16 protein-coding genes and 2 riboswitches are annotated in these 20,957 nt (G+C 34.3%); of the genes, 15 read left to right on the top strand and 1 reads right to left on the bottom strand.

Annotated elements, in window-relative coordinates; translation table 11 throughout:
- Positions 1 to 20: 20 nt before the first annotated feature.
- From C1Y58_RS08500 to C1Y58_RS08480, 5 genes are all read left to right on the top strand, one after another.
- Positions 21 to 920, top strand: coding sequence for a carbohydrate ABC transporter permease (locus tag C1Y58_RS08500; protein ID WP_105615583.1), 900 nt, complete (start codon positions 21 to 23; stop codon positions 918 to 920).
- Positions 921 to 1,015: 95 nt separating this feature from the next.
- Positions 1,016 to 2,215, top strand: coding sequence for a DNA polymerase IV (locus C1Y58_RS08495; RefSeq protein ID WP_157950021.1), 1,200 nt, complete (start codon positions 1,016 to 1,018; stop codon positions 2,213 to 2,215).
- Between the two features lie 227 nt (positions 2,216 to 2,442).
- Positions 2,443 to 2,543, top strand: a riboswitch (purine riboswitch).
- Between the two features lie 171 nt (positions 2,544 to 2,714).
- Entirely contained in the window at positions 2,715 to 4,109 is a 1,395-nt protein-coding gene (locus C1Y58_RS08490; RefSeq protein WP_105615581.1) for an NCS2 family permease, read from the top strand.
- 82 nt (positions 4,110 to 4,191) lie between these two features.
- Positions 4,192 to 4,276, top strand: a riboswitch (ZMP/ZTP riboswitch).
- A 164-nt stretch (positions 4,277 to 4,440) separates the two neighbouring features.
- Positions 4,441 to 5,997: a bifunctional phosphoribosylaminoimidazolecarboxamide formyltransferase/IMP cyclohydrolase gene (gene purH, locus C1Y58_RS08485; protein WP_330404408.1), complete on the top strand. Its 1,557-nt coding sequence runs from the start codon at positions 4,441 to 4,443 to the stop codon at positions 5,995 to 5,997.
- A gap of 187 nt (positions 5,998 to 6,184) precedes the next feature.
- A complete protein-coding gene (locus tag C1Y58_RS08480; RefSeq protein ID WP_170311555.1) occupies positions 6,185 to 7,957 on the top strand; it encodes a S8 family peptidase in 1,773 nt (590 codons plus the stop codon).
- Between the two features lie 57 nt (positions 7,958 to 8,014).
- On the opposite strand, the gene C1Y58_RS08475 is transcribed toward C1Y58_RS08480, so the two are convergent.
- A complete protein-coding gene (locus tag C1Y58_RS08475; protein ID WP_105615578.1) occupies positions 8,015 to 8,923 on the bottom strand; it encodes an AraC family transcriptional regulator in 909 nt (302 codons plus the stop codon).
- A gap of 170 nt (positions 8,924 to 9,093) precedes the next feature.
- On the opposite strand from C1Y58_RS08475, the gene C1Y58_RS08470 reads away from it, so the two are divergent.
- From C1Y58_RS08470 to ispF, 10 genes are all read left to right on the top strand, one after another.
- Positions 9,094 to 10,365 carry an extracellular solute-binding protein gene (locus C1Y58_RS08470; RefSeq protein WP_105615577.1) on the top strand — a complete coding sequence of 424 codons (1,272 nt, stop codon included), beginning with the start codon at positions 9,094 to 9,096 and terminating at the stop codon, positions 10,363 to 10,365.
- 71 nt (positions 10,366 to 10,436) lie between these two features.
- Positions 10,437 to 11,348, top strand: a complete 912-nt coding sequence (locus tag C1Y58_RS08465) for a carbohydrate ABC transporter permease (protein WP_105615576.1) — start codon at positions 10,437 to 10,439, stop codon at positions 11,346 to 11,348.
- Between the two features lie 12 nt (positions 11,349 to 11,360).
- Positions 11,361 to 12,188, top strand: a complete 828-nt coding sequence (locus tag C1Y58_RS08460; RefSeq protein WP_105615575.1) for a carbohydrate ABC transporter permease — start codon at positions 11,361 to 11,363, stop codon at positions 12,186 to 12,188.
- Positions 12,166 to 13,896, top strand: coding sequence for a glycoside hydrolase family 66 protein (locus C1Y58_RS08455; protein ID WP_105615574.1), 1,731 nt, complete (start codon positions 12,166 to 12,168; stop codon positions 13,894 to 13,896). Before C1Y58_RS08460 ends, C1Y58_RS08455 begins: the two co-directional genes overlap by 23 nt.
- 41 nt (positions 13,897 to 13,937) lie before the next feature.
- The gene (locus tag C1Y58_RS08450; RefSeq protein ID WP_105615573.1) at positions 13,938 to 15,767 is read left to right on the top strand and encodes a glycoside hydrolase family 66 protein; all 1,830 of its coding nucleotides are present in this window, start codon (positions 13,938 to 13,940) and stop codon (positions 15,765 to 15,767) included.
- Between the two features lie 229 nt (positions 15,768 to 15,996).
- Positions 15,997 to 16,719: a phosphatase gene (locus tag C1Y58_RS08445; protein WP_105615572.1), complete on the top strand. Its 723-nt coding sequence runs from the start codon at positions 15,997 to 15,999 to the stop codon at positions 16,717 to 16,719.
- A gap of 90 nt (positions 16,720 to 16,809) precedes the next feature.
- The gene (locus C1Y58_RS08440) at positions 16,810 to 17,106 is read left to right on the top strand and encodes a YerC/YecD family TrpR-related protein (protein ID WP_105615571.1); all 297 of its coding nucleotides are present in this window, start codon (positions 16,810 to 16,812) and stop codon (positions 17,104 to 17,106) included.
- A 163-nt stretch (positions 17,107 to 17,269) separates the two neighbouring features.
- Positions 17,270 to 19,498 (top strand): DNA helicase PcrA, encoded by a 2,229-nt coding sequence (pcrA, locus tag C1Y58_RS08435; protein WP_105615570.1) that lies wholly within the window; start codon positions 17,270 to 17,272, stop codon positions 19,496 to 19,498.
- A gap of 299 nt (positions 19,499 to 19,797) precedes the next feature.
- Positions 19,798 to 19,959 (top strand): hypothetical protein, encoded by a 162-nt coding sequence (locus C1Y58_RS26400; RefSeq protein ID WP_157950020.1) that lies wholly within the window; start codon positions 19,798 to 19,800, stop codon positions 19,957 to 19,959.
- A gap of 231 nt (positions 19,960 to 20,190) precedes the next feature.
- On the top strand, positions 20,191 to 20,673 hold the full coding sequence (gene ispF, locus C1Y58_RS08430) for a 2-C-methyl-D-erythritol 2,4-cyclodiphosphate synthase (protein WP_105615569.1): 483 nt from the start codon (positions 20,191 to 20,193) through the stop codon (positions 20,671 to 20,673).
- Positions 20,674 to 20,957: the final 284 nt, after the last annotated feature.

Raw genomic sequence — 20,957 nt, 5'->3', positions numbered from 1 at the left:
TAAGATAAAGAGGTGATAAGATGAGTAAGGGAGTAATAAAATTGAATAAAGCAACAATCGATACAAAATGGCGAGTTAAAATGGAGAGAAAAAAAAGGATGCAAAAATTAGCTCTTCATCTTTTACTGGTTGTAGGGTCAATACTTTTTATGTTTCCTTTAATATGGCTGATTTCTACATCTCTCAAAACGCCTGAACAAATATATAAGTTTCCGCCAGATATCTTACCTAATCCAGTAAGGTGGTTAAATTACGTGCAAATGTTTGAGCAATTCAAGTTCTTTCTATATCTGAAAAATACATTAACAGTTGTTATTCTTGTTTTGGCAGGTGTATTATTAACAGCGCCATTAGTTGCCTACAGTTTTTCAAGACTTAAATGGCCGGGTAGAAATTTTTTATTTTATGTTTTATTAGGTACTATGATGATTCCAGCAGATATAACGAGGATTCCAATGTATATCTTTTTTTCTCATATACATTGGATAGATACTTATAGACCTTTATGGGTGCCGGCTTGGTTTGGTGGTGGAGCTTTTTTTATCTTTCTTATTCGGCAGTTTCTGATGACGATACCTAAAGATATGGAAGATAGTGCTCTTGTAGATGGGGCAGGTTACTTCACAATCTATAGGAAAATTATGCTGCCCTTAATAAAACCCGTGCTGACAACTGTAGCAATATTTGTCTTCATGGGTACCTGGAATGATTTTATGGGACCATTGATCTATATTAATACGACGGGTAAATTCACATTATCCTTAGCACTCAGGTTGTTCCAGCAGAATGTTAATAAAGATATTCAATACGGGTTGCTTATGGCTGCTACAACGGTAATGACTCTTCCTATTATTATGTTCTTTTTTATGGGGCAAAAGCAATTCATTGAAGGGGTTGTTCTTACAGGTATAAAAGGTTAGGTTTAGCTATTTTAAAAGTCGCTTTGCGGCTTTTTTCTTTTCAAACGTTGCTAATAGTGATACAATTAATGGAGAACGTATGTTGGGTGATGAGCATGAGAAATATTTTACATGTAGATATGAATTCTTTTTTTGCTTCATGCGAGCAAGTAATACGACCTGAACTAAAAGGTCTGCCTGTTATTGTAGGTGGTGATCCTGAGAAGAGACGAGGTATCGTATTGGCTGCCAGTTATGAAGCAAAAGCATTTGGTGTGAAGACGACGATGCCCATTCATGAGGCTTTAAAACTATGCCCTGAGGCTATATTACTCAAATCAACTCATGGGTTGTATAGTGATATGTCTGAAAAGGTGATGAAGATCTTTGATGATTACACTCCATTAAAAGAACAACTATCTATTGACGAAGCTTTTTTGGATATGACAGGAACAGAACATTTATATGGTAGTATTATTGAAGTTGCTTACAAAATACAAAATGAAATCAAAAATAAGTTGGATCTAGGCTGCTCAATAGGTATTTCTTCTAATAAACTGTTAGCTAAGATGGCTTCAGACTATAAAAAACCTATGGGGATTACTATAATTTATCCTGAAAATGTAGAAGAAATGCTGTGGCCTTTACCAGTGGGAGATCTCTATGGTATTGGGAAGAAAACAACGGTAAAGCTTAAAAATTTAGGCGTTAAAACCATAGGTGATTTAGCAACCTATGATAGAGATGAACTGACCAGACTATTTGGAAGCAAATATTCAGATATGATGTATCAGCGTTCTAATGGTATCGATCAACGTCCAGTTGTTAGTAGAGATTATTATGATGCCAAGTCAGTTGGCAACGAGTTGACCTTTTCTAATGATATTAATCAACTAGAGGAACTCTATAAGCGCCTACTTGTTCTAAGTGAATCAGTAGGTTATAGACTGAGGAAAAAAGATTTGAAAGGAAAGACTATATCCATTAAAGTAAAATATAATGACTTCAGTGTAATCACTAGAAGCACCACAATCGATCACTGTACTAATGTTACAGATACGATTTATAAAAATGCTTATCAATTATTAACCAACAGTTGGCGGCAAAAACCTGTACGTTTATTAGGGGTAACAGTTACTAATTTTGAAGACGTTAGCCCTCAAACCAGTTTATTCTCATTAATAGAAGAAAAGCAAGATGATGTTAAGTTGAAGAAGGTTGATCAACTAACAGATGATCTGAGAAAAAAATTCGGTTATAATATTGTTAAACGTGCATCTACTCTTCATGGAACTGAGCATATAAGAAAGCACTAAGAAGGATATTGTTGGTTTTGGACAAGTTGTCTAAATGTTCGGGTTTAAATATGTGATATTCTTACAAAGAAATATATGTAAGTGCCCTATACACCAACGTTATATACAGTATTTTGTTGAAATTAGCATTATTTATGAACATTACAAAAAAATGATTTAAAAATGTTCGAATTTTTATTGACACTGCTTTTATAGTCTGCTACAATAAGGTTGTATTAAAGAACACCATGATACTGAAATGACTCGCTTGTATAAATCTGGAAATAAGGTCTAGATGTTTCTACCGGCAACCATAAATTGCCTGTCTACGAGTGAAACGATATATGATTAATTATGTAGGGATGTACCCTACTTCTATTCATCGTTTCCTCTTAGCCAAGAGGATTTTTTTATTTTCTAAAATTTTTTAGGCTAACAATAAAGACGAGTTATAGCAGTGTTTCAAACAAATGAAAGAAAAAAGTGTGTTAGATGATGGAAATCGAAAGGGGTATTAAGAATGTTTGAAAAATATTTTAAACTTTCTGAAAACAACACAACAGTAAGAAAAGAGATCATAGCGGGGCTTACTACTTTTGTTACAATGGCTTACATATTAGCAGTTAACCCAGGAATGTTAAGTGCAACTGGCATGGATGCAGGAGCTGTTTTTACTGCAACAGCATTAGCAGCAGTTATAGGAACATTAGCAATGGCACTATTTTCAAATTATCCATTTGCTTTAGCGCCAGGTATGGGATTAAATGCTTTCTTTACATTCTCAGTTGTCTTAGGTATGGGTAAGAGTTGGGAAACAGCATTATTTGCAGTATTTGTTGAAGGTATTCTATTTATCATTTTGACAGCATTTAATATTCGTGAAGCAATTTTTAATGCTATTCCAAAGAATCTAAAATATGCAGTAAGTGCTGGTATTGGTTTATTCATTGCATTTATTGGTTTACAAGGTGCTGGGATTGTTGGAGATAATCCAGCCACATTAGTATCACTCGGTAACATCACTTCAGCTCAAGCAGCTTTAGCTTGCTTTGGAGTTCTTATCATAGCAATTCTTTCACATTTTAGAGTAAGAGGAGCTATTTTAATTGGTATCTTGATTACATATGTACTTGGTATAGGGGCAGAATTAGCAGGTTGGTATATCGTTAATCCAGAAGTTGGAGCTTTTTCACTGATTCCTTCCTTTGCAAATGGTTTATCAGTACCAAGCCTTGAACCTATTGTTTTCTTCGGTGCATTTAAAGGTGATGGCTTTAATTTAGCACTAAACATGGATGAAATTATGTCACTGGAATTCTTCGCAATCGTTTTTGCGTTCTTATTCGTTGACTTATTCGATACATTAGGAACACTTATTGGTGTTTCCAGTAAAGCTGGTTATTTAGATAAAGAAGGTAAATTACCAAAAGCAAAGCAAGCATTATTCGCAGATTCTTTAGCTACAACAGCAGGTGCTGTGTTAGGTACTTCAACAACAACTACTTATGTTGAGAGTGCAGCAGGTGTAGCAGAAGGCGGTAGAACTGGTTTAACAGGTGTTGTCGTTGCCATACTATTTACATTAGCTTTATTCTTATCACCAATTTTCTTGGCGATACCTGCTTTTGCAACAGCGCCAGCATTAATCATTGTTGGATTCTTTATGTTAGATGGTGTTAAGCATATTGAATTTGATGACTTTAGTGAGGCTGTTCCAGCTTTTATTACCATGATTGCAATGCCATTAACATATAGTATTTCAGAAGGTATCGTTTTTGGTGTTGTATCTTATGTCATTATTAATGGTATCATCTGGATTGTTGGTTTATTTAGCGGTAAAGAAAAAGCTAATAAGATTCATCCAGTATTAGCAGTACTATGCTTAATCTTCTTATGGTACCTATGTACAAAATAATTAATTCACAGCTATATTAGCATTGCTTATGCATGCTATAGCATATATATCAAAAAGATTTCATTAAAATTCCTCAAACCAAATTGTTCTGTACGACTGGCGGAAATAAGTGGGGTTAACCCACGGGAAGTACGGAACGAAAACTGTCGACCGCCTGGGCACATCTACTATACATAGTAGGTGTGCCCAGGCTTTTTACTACCATTTTTTAGCTAACCACTTATTTATATACACTCATGTGATCTAGCTAAACCACTAGGGTTTAGCTAGGTACCCCTTAAAATTAGGATAAGCTTATTTAAATAAAATAAATTAACTTGGAGGTAAGATGATGAGAGCATTGATTAGTGTATCAGACAAAACAGGAATTGTTGATTTTGCTAAATCATTAGAAAAGCTAGGTGTTGAAATTATTTCAACAGGTGGAACAGCACAGAAGCTAAAGGAAGCCGATGTAAAAGTGATAGGTATTTCTGAAGTTACTGGCTTTCCAGAGTGCTTAGATGGAAGAGTTAAAACATTACACCCTAATATTCACGCAGGACTACTAGCTATGAGAGGCAATAAGGAGCATATGTCACAGCTAGATGAATTAAACATAGAACCTATTGACCTTGTTGTAGTTAATCTATATCCTTTTAAGGAGACCATCTTAAAAGAGGGAGTTACTTTAGAGGATGCTATTGAAAATATAGATATTGGTGGACCTACTATGCTTCGTTCAGCTGCTAAAAACTATCAAGATGTAACAGTGGTTGTTGATCCGGAAGATTATAAGAAAGTTATTACAGAGTTAAGTAGTGATTCTGACATTTCATTGGATACTAAGTTCTATCTTTGTAACAAAGTATTTAGTCACACAGCACATTACGATACATTAATAGCAGACTACATGCGTAAAAAACGTGGTGATGAATCCTATCCAGAGACATTATCTCTTACATTCCAAAAAGTTCAAGACTTAAGATATGGTGAAAACCCTCATCAGAAAGCTGCATTTTATAAGCAAATTACAGATACAAAGGGTACATTAACGGAAGCTGTTCAGTTACATGGTAAACCATTATCCTTTAATAACATCAATGACACCAATGGTGCTCTTGAACTCTTAAAAGAATTCAACGAACCAACGGTAGTTGCATGTAAGCATGCAAACCCATGTGGAGTTGGTAGTGCAGAGAACGTTTATGAGGCTTATATGAAGGCTTATAACTCAGATCCTGTATCTATCTTTGGAGGAATAGTTGTATCGAATGAAGAAATTGATGCTAAGACAGCAGAGGAAATCAATAAAATTTATGTAGAAATAGTAGTTGCACCAGATTATACAGAGGATGCATTACAAATTTTAAAACAAAAGAAAAATATAAGAGTTCTTCAATTAAGTAATATTAAAATGAAAGCTCCACTAGGTGCTTATGATTTAAAAAAGGTATCTGGTGGGTTATTAATTCAAGATATCGATCATGTATTACTGCAAGATGATGAGAAATTGGATGTTGTTACTGAAAGACAACCTTCAGAAAAAGAAATGAAAGATATGCTCTTTACATGGAAAATTGTTAAGTATGCGAAGTCTAATGGTATTGCTATAGGTAAAGATAAACAATCATTGGGAGTTGGACCTGGTCAAGTTAATCGTATTTGGGCATGTCAGCAAGCTATTGATCACGCCAAAGATAGTCTAGGCGAAGAAGTCTTACAAGGAGCAGCATTGGCTTCAGATGCATTCTTCCCATTCGCTGATTGCGTAGAAGAAGCTGCTAAAGCAGGTATTACATGTATTATTCAGCCAGGTGGTTCAATAAGAGATCAAGAATCCATTGATGCATGTAACAGACATAACATTGCTATGGTATTCACTGGCATGCGTCACTTTAAACACTAGTTATTACCCCAGCTTTCAAACACCAATACCTATGTTAATAAATGATTTATAACACAGGTTGAGGTAATATTAAATAATAACAGCGGGAATGTTATCAATATTTTTTTGCTGGGTTACAAAGGGTCCTTCGGGACCCTTTAATAATGTCACCAATTATAGCATATACATTAATAGTGAGAGTGAGGTGATGGAGATTCGAGATAGTAATCGCCAAGATGGCATTAATGAAATAGATACTAATATCTTAGAGGATGGTACTGTTGGTACCAACTGTGATGCAGTCATACAGTCAGAAGATTATGTTGATTTGATTCGAGAGTATAGTTATGAAATGGTCATTAACGACATGGAGGAATTTGGAGCAGATTGCTTTCAAATTCTAAATGAGAAATTTGCTGTTTTTCATGTACCTCTAGAAGGGAGGAGTTGCGAAGAGGTCTATAAAAGTGTCCCTTTTATTGAGGTACCCGATGTCTTCGGTCTTGCATCACGCAGATCACTAGAAGCATCAGGAATTTATCCCATCTATCAATTACCTGGACTTCAATTAACTGGTCAAGATGTCATAATAGGTGTAATAGATACAGGAATCGATTATACTCATGAAGCGTTTATCTATGAAGATGGTACAACTAAAATACTAAGTATTTGGGATCAGACCGCAAGTGATGGGGAACCACCAGAAGGGTTTCGTTATGGCGTAGAATATACAGAAGCGCAAATTAATGAAGCGCTGCAAAGTGAAGATCCTTATTCCATCGTACCAGAGAATGATGAATTAACACATGGAACTTATGTTGCTGGAATTGCGGCTGGAAGAGCAAGCAGTGATTCGGATTTCTCAGGAGCAGCGCCAGATGCCTCTTTAATTGTTGTTAAACTAAAACCAGCCAAGAAATGTGTGATGGATTATTACCTGTTTAAAGAAGGAGCTGTTGGTTTTCAATCCAATGATATCATATTAGCATCAAGATATCTGATCCAAAAGGCTGACCAATTGCAAAAACCTTTAGTTATCATTTTTGCAGGAGGTACGAATCTATCAGCTCATGAAGGAAACTCTATAATGGAGCAATACTTTAACTCATTGGGTTCTATTAATGGGTTAGTTACTGTTGTTCCCTCTGGAGATGAATCAAATGCTAGTCATCATTTTAGAGGTGAATTTCATGAAGATGAAACTGAAATAAACATGGAGATTAATGTAGATGATGGGGAACGTGGTTTCTTTGTCTTTATGTGGAATACTGCCCCGGATCGCAATTTGGTCTCTATAACCTCTCCAAGTGGGTATTATACGGACATAATTCCCCTTGAATCAGGTATAAAGCAGGAGATTACCTTGATTTTAGAGCAGACACAAATCCTTGTTGAGTATCATGTGGTTGAATTATTAACAGGAGAGCAAGCAACTTTTATTCGCTTTAATAATCCCACTCCTGGCATATGGACCATAACAGTTCATGGTGAGATCATTGTATCGGGTATCTTTGATGCATATTTACCACTAACTAATTTTGTAGAAAAGAATACAATATTTGTTAGCCCTGATCCCTTTGTTACTGTGACTGACCCAGGAGATGCTTTAAATGTATTGACAGTCGGTGGCTATAATGATGTGAGTGGTAGTTTGTACTTACCATCAGGAAGAGGTTTTACTCGGAATAATCTGATTAAACCAGATATTGTTGCACCTTCAGCAGCCATAAGGGGTCCCATACCCAATAATCAATATGGGTTTTTATCTGGCACTAGCGCTGGATCAGCTATTACTGCAGGGGCATGCGCTTTACTATTGGAATGGGCAATTGTTAGAGATAATAACCCGAATATTGACACATTAGGTGCTAGAAATTACTTAATTAGGGGAGCTACAAGACGACAAGCCATTAGCTATCCCAATAGAGAATGGGGATTTGGTGAATTAAATTTATTGTCAACATTTCAAGAGGCAACATAGAAAAAAGAGTGATATACACCTTGGTGATATGACTCTTCTTCCATGTTGCCCTAGCTATCAAGTCTGCACATTTCTATATTGAGTTGGCGTAAGACCAGTAAACTTTTTAAAGAGTTTACTGAAGTAATAGGGATCATCGATACCTACTAGGTAAGCAATTTCTTTGATAGCCATAGGAGTCGTTGATAGTAGTTCCTTTGATTTCTCTACACGGGTTACGTTGATAAAATTATTAATGGTATAGCCACTATGTTTTTGAAATATACGATTAAGGTAGTTATAGTTATTTTCTAAGAGGTTTTCAAAATCTTGGCTTGTAATTTTTCTATAATAATTACTGTGAATAAAGCTTGTTATGGTATCAATTTTCAGTTGCATTGAATAGTTTTGCTGATCAGCTAAATTTAAGTGGGTATTCAAGTAGGCTTGACCTAACCTTAGGAGTACCTCGTAGAATTTACAAGATATCAGTTGCCGATAATCCTCCATTTTCTTATAAAAGTCATCAGTTGCTTGATTAAGAAGTTGAAAAATATCGTTTAGGGCCATACTATTTGAAATATGGAATGTCTTAGGTAAGTAAGTTCTATGATTCAAAGAATCATCATATTCATAAAGATTACTCAGAAAGTGTTCTTTTCTACGTTCTAATAATTGGGTTTGTACATATTCGTAATCTTTATCGATGGGTTCATAGATACTTTTATGCTGAAAATGTATAAAATAGTAAAAGCATTTAGAAGTCTTAAATCCCTTGTGGACTTTATTAGGGTGCAATAATAGAAAGTCCCCCTTCTTTAATGTATACTGTATTCCATCCTCTTCAATATGCAATTGCCCTTTTTTAACTATATATAAAATGTATTCATTAATAACTCTTTCAAAATGACACCAAGGCTCTTTGTATTCAATATGTCCTATGAAGCGAACATAGGGCATAACCTTTGTATCCATCGGATAAATCATGTTTAAACCTCCTCTTAAAGTAAAGAGATACTCTTATAGTACACAATTATTCCACGTAAATCAATTTTTTTAGGTAGAAATTATACATCATTTTTATATATTGTACATTGTTATTATTATCAGTTTGGCTATAATGAAGGAGAATCTAAATAAATGAGGAGGGTATTGTGATGAAAAGAATAGTTACACTCTTAGTAATGATGACATTGCTTGCTTCAACACTAGCCGGATGTAAAGGTGATGAAGGAGCAGAAAAAACTGGCAATGCAACCGATAGCACTAAAGCGAAGTCAGAATCCTTATTATTCTGGCATACATATAGTGATGCTGAGGAACAAGTGTTTTTAGAACAAGTTATGCCTCAATTTGAAGAACTCTATCCTAACGTAGATGTAGAAGTTGTTAGAATGCCTTATGACGGCTTAAAGCAGCAATTAATCACATCAATTGCTGGTGGCGTGGCACCAGATGTTATGCGTATGGATATCATATGGGTGCCTGAGTTTGCTAATATGGGAGCTTTAGAGAAAGTTAGCGATAAAAATGGCTTCGAAGCCATAAAAAATAATGTTTTCGAAGGTCCTCTTAATACTACTTTTTATCAAGGTGAATACTATGGTTTACCACTCAATACGAATACAAAGATTGCAATTTACAATAAACAATTATTGGATAGTATAAGTGCAGAAGCACCTACAACTTTTGATGAGTTAATTGATTTGTCTAGACAGTTAAAAGGTCAAGATGATGTATGGGGAATAGGATTAAGTGGCACCCATGCTTGGGGCATGCCTCCATACTTCTGGTCATTAGGTGGTCGTATTACTAATGATGATTATTCAAAAGCTTCTGGTTTTATCAATAGTCCTGAAAGTGTTAGTGCTTTAGAAACAATTGTTGCATTAAATGATGAAGGTTTAATAGGACCTTGTATATTAGGTGAAGAGCCAGGTACGTGGGGAGGAATGGAGGCTAATAATTACCTCATGATTGATGATGGGCCTTGGTACTTCTCTATGCAAAGAGAAGCTGGAATTGAAGATTTGGTTGTTCCAGAACTATTTCCAGCAGGTTCAGCTGGTAGTCATTCCATCATTGGTGGAGAGGATGTTGTTATGTTCTCATCTAGCAAAGCAAAAGATGCTGCTTGGAATTTCATGAGCTTCTTATTAAGTGAAGAAACGCAAGTTACCATGGGCGGTACAGGTTTAATACCAGCGTTGAAATCAGCTGCAAATAACGAAGCTTTTAGTAATGATCCAATTAACAGTATCTATGTTAAGCAATTAGAAACAGCTTATCCAAGAACACCTCATTACAAATGGGAAAAAATCTCAGAAGAATTTCAATTAACATTCGAAATGGCAATTCGAAAAGAAGGAGAGCCACAAGTTTTATTAGATGAGTTAGCTGTTAGGTTAGATAGTATTTTAAGTGAGTAAATGAATGAAGTAGATAATCTGTATTAAAGCTAAGAAAAGTACCCTTTTCTTAGCTTTTTAAGGAGGATTTTATGGATACAAATTTATTACAAAATCGAATAAAAAAAGGGATTAAAGAATGGTTGGAAGTATTACCTTATATAGCTATTGGACTAATACTTGTATTTGTATTTGTTTTTTATCCACTTTTTAAAAACTTTTATATCAGCGTAACTGAATATACGATTATCCCTGGAGCAGAAAGTCCTTTTGTCGGTATAGAAAATTACAAACAGATCTTTAATGACGATAAATTCTATTATGCCTTTAGGAATTCAGTATTAATGGTTCTAGTAACAGTGCCAACACAAATAATTTTTGGTGTTGTATTAGCATATATAATTGATAATGCGAGGAAAGGCAAGACATTCTTTAAAACGGCTTACTACATTCCTGTTATTACATCATGGATTGTCGTTTCCTACATATTTAAGTATATCTTCGCAGGTGGAAAAGGTGGATTCATGAACTATATTTTGATGAATCTACATATAATCAGTGAGCCAATCGGATGGTTTCAAAATACATGGACAGCTTTGGCTGTAACATGGATACTCAGTATTTGGAAGGGTATTGGATGGTGTATGATTATTTATATTGCTGGTCTGCAGGGTATTCCCAAAATGCTTTATGAGAGTGCAGCCTTAGATGGGGCAAGCGAATATCAGAAGTTCAGATTCATTACCATTCCACAATTAGCACCTATTACATTTTTTATTCTCATTAACTTAACTATTGGTGCTTTTAATTCGTTTATTCAGACCTATATTTTGACCAATGGAGCACCCATGAATACCACACATGTTATGATGAGTTTAATGTATGCTAGAGCTTTCCAAAACTTTGAATTTGGTATTGCCTCTGCAATGGGTGTACTTCAAGGAGCGGTTATACTATGTATCATAATATTTCAAAAATGGGTCATTAAAAAGAGTGAAAGGTAAGGAGGTAAAGGGATGAGAGATATAAAAAAGATAATATTATACGGTGTACTATGCGCGGGATTACTTGTGACGTTCACGCCATTTTTGTACATGATTACAACGTCATTAACGAAAGATACTTACGCTTTACCATATCCTCCTAATGTATTACCGAATCAATTTTATTACCAGAACTATATAGAAGTTTGGCAATCGAATAATTTTAATCGCTATTTTCTTAATAGCTTTTTTGTAGCAATAACGACGATGATCTGTAATGTATTTATATCATCTTTGACAGCTTATGGATTTGCAAAGTTTAAGTTTCCTTTGAAAGAATTTATATTTAAATGTTTTATTATAAGTATGATGGTTCCGGGGATTTTGAATATCATACCCCAGTTCACGGTTATTCAATCACTAGGATTAGTAGATACGTATACAGGACTAATAATCCTATATGTGGGGTCTGGTATAGCAGGGAGTACATTCTTCTTAAGGGGATTCTTTGAAGGTATTCCTAAAGAACTGGAAGAATCCGTTACAATCGATGGTGGGAGTAGATGGACTATTTTTCATAAAATTGTTTTACCTTTAGCAGCACCATCAATAGGAACCTTTTCCATTTTTGCTTTTTCTGGCGCATGGGACGAGTTTTTCGCTGCATTAACTATTATTAAAACTGAAGCTAAACGAACGTTGCCTATTGCTTTACGTATGTTTGAAGGAAAACACGCCAGTGACTATGGTTTAATATTCGCAGCTTCAATTATTGCAGTAACACCTATTATCCTTGTGTTTATCATCTTTCAAAAACAGTTAGTTAGGGGTGGCATAAGTGAGGGAAGTATTAAAGGATAAGGAGATGAAAAGTATGCATATGGATGTTTATCCCCATAAAGGACAGTACCGTCCAAAAGATGAGATTCTTATTAACATTGAAGTTGAGGGCTTGAAAAATAAAGAATCTTTATGTTATGAGATGCAAATCTTTGATTTAGAAAAGTGTATATGGAGCAAGACAGAAGAGATCAGTAATGAAACCCAACAATTTCAAGTTGCCTGTGGAAATGAAGTGAATCAAATTGGTACATACGGGGTAGATGTTAAGATTTTAGAAGAAGGTTCATTGGTTGATCAATCTTCAACAGCTTTTGATATCGTAACATCATGGGAAGATGCTCCAAGGTATGGTTTCCTAAGTGACTTCTATGAAAAAGACGAAGAAGATTCTAATGATGTCAAGCAGATGAATAAATATCATATCAGTGCAGTGCAATTTTATGACTGGATGTATCGTCATGATGATCTTATACCGCCGACAGATGTATTTGAAGATGTACTTGGAAGAAAACTGTCTTTAAAAGCAGTTCGTCATAAAATTGATTTATGTCATCAACATGGTATGAAGGCTGTCGCTTATGGAGCTATCTATGCATCATCTAAAGAATTTTTTAGAACACATCAAGAATGGGGATTTTATAATAAGAAAAGTGAAGCCATTGAATTTGCTAATTTATTTTATATAATGGATATATCAGAAGAGTCTCCTTGGGTAGGTCATATTAAAGGTGAGTTTAAAAAAGCGATTAACCTATTAGATTTTGATGGCATTCATATGGATACCTATGGGTTCCCAAAAACAGCTTTTTCCCATGAAGGTACTCATATAAAAAGATTAAATGAACTCTACCCTAAATTTATCGATACAGTATATGAGGATTTGATTCATGAGAAAGAAGAAGTAAGTTTATTTTTTAATGCTGTTAGTAACTGGGGGATTGAAGATATCTCCAAGTCAAAACTTAATGTGGCATATATTGAAGTTTGGGACCCACAAGAAAAGTATATTCATCTTTACCAACTCATTAATCGTGGTAAAGAATTAGGACATAAAAACGTTGTTCTAGCTGCTTATCTCGAGAGCTTTCATCCTACAAAACCTCGAGATAAGGAAAAGGAGATGAACACTTTTTGTCTGGCATCAGCCACTATCTTTGCTAGTGGTGGTTTTCATCTATTACTTGGTGAAGATAATGGGGTATTAGCTGATCCTTATTATGTAAATTACGGTCAAGCCCAAGATAAGAACGCAGAAGGAATCTTAAGAAGCTACTATGATTTCTTTGTAAGATATAGCAAGCTTCTTAATCAATTAGAAGGTAGAGATTGTTCCATGACTCATGCTGGAGGTGTAAATGATGAAATTCATTTAGCTAATAGTAAGTTTTCATCTTATGGTGAAGCCGGTAAAGTTTGGACCATCTACAAGGAATTAAAGGGTTATCATGTACTTCATTTAATTAATTTAATTGGTCAAGAAGATGAAAAGTGGAATACCTTAAAAGCATCACCCATTATTCAAAAAGATATTGAGATCAGTATACTCGTTGATGAAACAGTTCAAGGTGTATATTTAGCCTCACCTGACTACGTCAATGCTAAAGCACAGTCTTTAGCCTATAAAGTTATTGAAAAGGAAAGAGGTCATTACATTCAGATAAAAGTACCAGAGTTGCATTATTGGAGCATGATCTATATGGTGACCTCAGAGGGAAATGTTCTATAAATTGAATAAATATTTTCTAAGGATAGTAAAGGAGATCATTGATGAGCAAAAAAGTACTTATTGTTGTAGGAATTGTACTATTAGGTTTGATAGTATGCTATCTTGTAATGACAAATAAAGATGAGAACATTGTTTTTAATGCTGAAAATATCCAGTATGACAATCAGGTAATACAAGATGTCTATACGGATAAGGCAAAGTATAATCCCAATGAGATTGTCAATGTCACAATTGAATTAAGTAATGATACAGATACAGAATTAAAAGGTGAGTTATTTTTGCATGGTAAACATATTAATGATACAGTTAATAGTGTTAAGTCAGAGTTAGTTGAATTAGCTGTCAATGAACGAGAAAAGATTGTACTTACACTAGAATTACCTGATGAAGATTTCAAAGGTTATATGGTTGAAGTTTACTTCATGGATGGTAATGCAATTATGGATTATGGTACAACTGCTGTAGATGTATCCACAGATTGGACCAAGTTTCCGCGATATGGCTATGTATCAGTATTTGATAGTATACCGGAGGATGCGATTAAATCTAATATAGATAGCTTAAATAAATATCATATTAATGGTCTACAATTCTATGACTGGCAATATAAGCATCAGCAACCTGTTTCTTTGGATAGCAATGGTGATGTAACAGATGAGTGGATAGAAATTGCCAATAGACCAGTTAGCAAAGATATTGTTGATGGTTATATTGCATCAGCTCATCAGTATGATATGGCTGCTATGAATTATAATTTAATCTTTGGGGCATGGAAAGACTATGAAGAAGATGGTGTTTTACCAGAATGGGGTGTTTATAAAAATCCGAATGGTGAACGTCAAGACCATCATCCATTACCAAGTGATTGGGCATCTGATAAGATCTATTTATTTGACCCCAATAATCCTGAGTGGCAACAATATATAATTAATAAAGAAAAGGAAGTCTTTCATTACATTGGATTTGATGGATGGCATATTGACCAGTTAGGGGATCGAGGCACTCTATTTGATTATAATGGAGAACGTGTTAATTTGGGAGAAGGCTATGCCTCCTTAATTGCTAAAGCTAATGAAGAAATGGATGAAAAACTTGTTTTTAATGCTGTTAACGGATATGGTCAAGGGTTGATTGCTATCAACAAAGATATAGATTTCTTGTATACTGAAGTTTGGGATACAGATAGTTATGGTAAACTAAAAAATTATATTGATGAAGGTTACCGTTATACTGAAGATCAAATCAATATGGTACTAGCTGCTTACATGAACTATGGGGTACCGTCTGGTGAGTTTAATACGAGTGGTGTTTTACTTACGGATGCAGTTATCTTTGCCAGTGGAGGCTCCCATATAGAACTTGGGGATAGTGGTATGTTATCTAATGAATACTTCCCAAATGACAAACTGAAAGTCTCTCCAGAGTTAGAAAGACAGTTAAGAGAGTATTATGATTTTCTAACGGCTTATGAGAATATGTTACGTGATGAACCTCATGAAATTCGAAGAAAAGTTTTATCAGAAGATATCAAGTTGAGTAAACGTCCTCAGCCTAATTCTGTTTGGTATTTTGCTAAGGATGTGAGAGACTATGAAGTATTACATTTAATAAATTTCAGTGATATTCAATCCATGAATTGGCGGGATGATGGTGGTACTCAGGTGAAACCTACTGAGCAAAAAGAGGTGAGTATAAAGTACTACACCGATGAAGCTATAAAAAAAGTGTTGATTGCTACGCCTGATTTATATGAAGGTATTACCATACCTTTAGAGTATACACAAGGTGAAGACGAAAATGGTAATTTTATTGAACTCGTGGTTCCAGATTTAATGTATTGGGATATGATTATGTTGCAAAAAGAAAGTTAAAAGGTTGGCATAGCCACCTTTTAGCTTTTTCTTTTATATAGTTTCCTATATCTATGAATGGATAATTAAGGTCCTTGCTAAAATGTTGGAATTTACTTTTATCTGTGCTATAATGCTGTGAGGTAGACAATGATAGCATTTTATAGTTGAGGATATACTAAACTGTAGATCATAGTGATATTCTCGATGTTATTATATAGATGTTAAGACTAATTTTCAGGAGGTAACAATGAAATATAAATTCGATTGCCATATGCATACCATTGCTAGTGGGCACGCATATAGCACATTAAAAGAATACATTGATTATGCTAAAGAAATAGGACTTGAACTAATCGCTGTAACTGACCATACACCAGAAATGCCAGGGAGTACTCATGTTTTCTATTTTCATAACCTTAAGATTATACCAGATGTTGTGAGTGGTATTCGTGTCTTAAAAGGTGCTGAAGTTAATATCATGAATGAGGCAGGAGAGATTGATATGGAGGAAGAGTGTCAAAAGGCCATGGACCTCATCATTGCTAGTGTTCATCCACCTTGCTTCGGTATTGATACGGTAGATGAAGTTACGGACACCTACTTAAATGTTATGAAAAATCCCAATATCACTATTATAGGTCATCCTGATGATGGACGATATAAGATGGATTATAAAAGATTAGTAAAGGCAGCTAAGGAATATAATGTACTTTTGGAGTTAAATAATTCATCATTAAAACCTACATCTTTCAGAATGAACAGCAAAGAGAATTATAAGCAAATGTTAAAATACTGTATAGAATACAAAGTGCCGATTATTATTGGAAGCGATTCGCATTTCTATGCAACTTTAGGTGATTTTCAGTATGCTGATGCATTGCTAAAGGAAGTAGATTTTCCAGAAGATTTAATTATGAACGTATCTACTGAGAAATTTTTGAAGTATTTAGAAGACAAAAGAAACAATTAATTGGATAAAGCCAAAATCTCTTTACTTCACTACACTAGTCTGTTAAAATTTAGTTAAGGAAAAGGCTATTATAGACTTAGGGGTGAAAAGATGAATAATAAAGTTCGTTCAGAAATAACTGACCGTTTATTTAAAGCAATACTATCTTTAGAGAATGTAGATGAATGTTATAAATTTTTTGAAGATATATGTACGATACATGAAATACAATCTTTAGCTCAAAGGTTGGAAGTAGCAGAGATGTTGAATGAGCAAAAGACTTATAACGAAATTTGTGATAAAACAGGAGCCTCAACAGCTACTATAAGTCGTGTTAATAGGGCTTTGCATTATGGGGCAGATGGATATAATTTAGTGATTGATCGATTACCAGCTAAAAACCTATAGGTTGGTATTTAAAAATGTAATAAAATATGGTATGATAGATAGAGAAAGTGCGATGAGCACTTTTTTCTATGCTCAAGTGGAGAACATCAGTTCCGCTTAATTAGGAAGAATTCATTAGAGAGGCTACAAAACCTCTTATCATATATAAGATAGGTGATTAAAAATGGTGGATATTTCAACGTTAAATGAGATGCAGCGAAAAGCTGTACTTCAAACTGAAGGACCTGTACTTATTTTAGCTGGAGCGGGTTCAGGTAAGACTCGCGTATTGACACATCGTATTGCTTATATATTAGAAGAAAAAAATGTTATGCCCTACAATATTTTAGCTATAACCTTTACAAACAAGGCAGCTACTGAAATGAAGGAAAGGGTAGCTAGTTTGGTTGGAGATCAGGCTAATGAAATGTGGGTAAGTACATTTCACTCAGCTTGTGTTAGAATACTTCGTGCTCATATTGATAAACTTGGGTATGATCGTTCTTTTGTAATCTATGATACAGAAGATCAAAAGGGATTAATGAAACAGTGTATTAAAGAATTGAACATGAATGAAAAGAACTTTAATCCTCGAAGTATGATTGGTGAAGTTTCTTCAGCGAAGAATGAATTGCTCACACCCAAGCAGTATGAAACAGAAGCTATGGGTGATTTTCGTAAAGAGCAAGTTGCAAGAATATATAAGTTATATCAAGAAAAATTATTTAGTAACAATGCATTGGATTTTGATGATATTATCTTTAGAACTGTTGAGTTATTTAGATGTCGTCCAGATGTACTTGAACGTTATCAAGATCGTTTCCGTTACATCATGGTTGATGAGTATCAGGACACGAATACAGCACAATATAAATTTATTCGATTACTTGCAGGGAAGCATAAGAATCTCTGCGTAGTAGGTGATGATGACCAATCTATTTATAAGTTTAGAGGGGCTAATATTCGTAATATCTTAGATTTTGAAAAAGATTTTGAAAATTCCTTTGTGGTACGCTTAGAGCAGAATTATCGTTGTACAAAGAAAATTTTAGATGCAGCTAATTATGTTATCAGAAATAATAGTAAGAGAAAATCTAAAACTTTATGGACGGATAATAAAGATGGTGACTTAATTACTGTTTTTGAAGCAGAAAATGAACGTAATGAAGCTGGTTATATAGCTGACCAAATCATTAAGGGTATTGAAGATGATGGTTATGAGTACAACGATTATGCGATTTTATACCGTACAAATGCTCAATCACGTGCTATAGAAGAAAGTTTCATGGTAAGCAATATACCTTATCGTTTGTATGGTGGTGTTGCCTTCTATCAAAGGAAGGAAGTTAAAGACATTCTTTGTTATCTCAAAACCATTAGTAACAGTAAAGACGATATAGCTGTCAAAAGGATTATTAACGTACCTAAAAGAGGAATAGGTGCAGCTTCAGTTAATAAAGTTGATATATTAGCATCACAGAATGATATGGATTTTTTTGCTGTATTACGGAATGCCAATGAATTCAGTACTTTAGGCAGAGCCTCAACGAAGCTTTTTAACTTCGCAAACTTCATGCTCACATTAAAAATGCAAATGAATCATATGTCATTAGTTAAGTTTGTTGAACACGTTATTGATGAAATAGCATATAAGGAGTACCTTAAGAAAGATTATCCAGAAGACTACGATTCACGTATAGAAAACATTAATGAATTGATTTCAAAGGTGGCAGAATATGAAGAGCGTGTAGATGATCCAGATCTAGCAGGCTTATTGGAAGAAATTGCTTTAGTCGCAGCCATCGATAGCTTTGAAGGCGATAATCGTGTATCCTTGATGACCTTACACAGTGCAAAAGGGTTAGAGTTTCCTAGAGTATTCCTAGCAGGTGTAGAAGATGGTGTCTTCCCAAGTTATATGAGCATCGTATCTGAAGATGAAACAGATATTGAAGAAGAAAGAAGACTTTGTTACGTAGGTATAACAAGGGCTGAGCACCAACTTTACTTAACACATGCACGTTGTAGAATGGTAAAAGGGTTAACCCAATTCTCAAAGCCATCACGATTCCTTCGAGAAATTCCAGAGGAATTACTCCAGTTTGAATCGGCTTCAGAGCGACCAAGTTCTGTTCAAATGCACCAATCAAAAAGTTTTAATAATAGTATGCGTACAAACAACTTCAAGAAGCGTTACCAAACTGAAAAACCTGGTTTAACCTTTGGCAATGTAAGTGAGAAGGATTTGTTCTTACAACCCGGTGATCTTGTAAAGCACAAAAAATTCGGAACAGGAACAGTTAAGAAGGTTGAGTCAGGTGGAGCTGATCTACAAGTGACGATTTACTTTATGAAAGTTGGAGAAAAGAAATTGTTGGCTAAGTTAGCTGGGATAAAAAAAATTGATGATTAAGATGAGAAAACATATGTCTAGTATTTTTATGATACTAAACATATGTTTTTTTTCACCTTAACAATCCCAGTTAAAACATCACTGATTATTTTCTTGGAGATTGACTAGTATAATAAGTGTAGTATGATAATGTATGGCAGAATAACGGAGTAATATTATGAAAATGAAAGAATAGTGAAGATAATCCCTTATAATCCTATATAAATGCTATTTGGAAAAATATAGAAGTTTATATTAAAATTGTAAATTTATGGATATTGGATTATAATAATAGTATATTTTAATGATTGGGTGAGATAATGAGCGATATAAATACAAATGAAGTTACGGAATTAGATGAACTAATTAGAAAATTCGTTGAATTAGCCGAATCGATGCTAGCAAAAGGGATTATCAACGAGGAACAATATAAGAATTTAACCGTTAATAAACTACAATATTTAAACGACCGTATGAGCTAAGGGGGAGACCCCTTATTTTTTTTTCTTTGCCTCATCTTCCTTGTGTCGTACAACTTCTGACAATTTTTCATTATACTATGTGTTTAAAATTATATGCTTGTCTCCTATTCCCATAAAAGAGGAAAACTTCATTCAGTGTTTGATAAATAATTTAGAATTTTAATGGGCATTTGTGGTAAAATAGACTATAAATAAAATTAAGAAAACTGAGATTTGATTAGGAGGGTATTCATGTTTCGTATTGGACAAGGATATGACGTTCATAAACTAGTTGAAGGACGTCAATTAATTTTAGGTGGTGTAGATATACCTTTTGGAAAAGGGTTGTTAGGTCATTCTGATGCAGATGTATTGGTTCACGCTATTATGGATGCATTAATTGGAGCAATGGCAGAAGGGGATATAGGTAAACACTTCCCAGATACGGATTCGAGATATAAAGGTGCTTCAAGTATGAAATTACTTGAGGAAGTAAATAAACTACTAAAAGACAAGGGGTATAAAATAGCTAATATAGATGCAACAATCATTGCCCAACAACCTAAGATGCTACCTTTTATTCAGCATATGAAAGATAATATCAGTCATACTATAGGCATTGAAACAAGCAAGTTAAATATTAAGGCAACAACTGAAGAAGGGTTAGGCTTTACTGGCAATGGCTTAGGTATTTCAGCCCAAGCGATTTGTTTACTATTAGCGAATACACCTTGAATATTCACCAGGTAAACCATTTTAATTGTAGAATGTAGATAAAAAATAGCGTTTGTATTATTGGTTTTTGTGTGATATGATAACTAAAAAACGATTAGAAAAAATATTGTAGTAAATTCTATTGAAAAGTTAAATAAAATAAAGGTTTCAAGGTGTCATTTTTTATATTTGAAATGACTCCTTGTTTTTGATACTATAAAAAAGGTGCATTAATGGCTAAATCAAGGTATACATATTGAAGTTAACTATTCAACATATATAAATATGGAAGAAATATTAAATTT

The sequence above is a fragment of the Vallitalea okinawensis genome (assembly GCF_002964605.1).
GTDB classification, from domain to species: Bacteria; Bacillota; Clostridia; order Lachnospirales; family PQDH01; genus Vallitalea_A; species Vallitalea_A okinawensis.
Note: the sequence above shows the minus strand (reverse complement) of the source record. Positions and strands in the feature narration are given on the sequence as shown.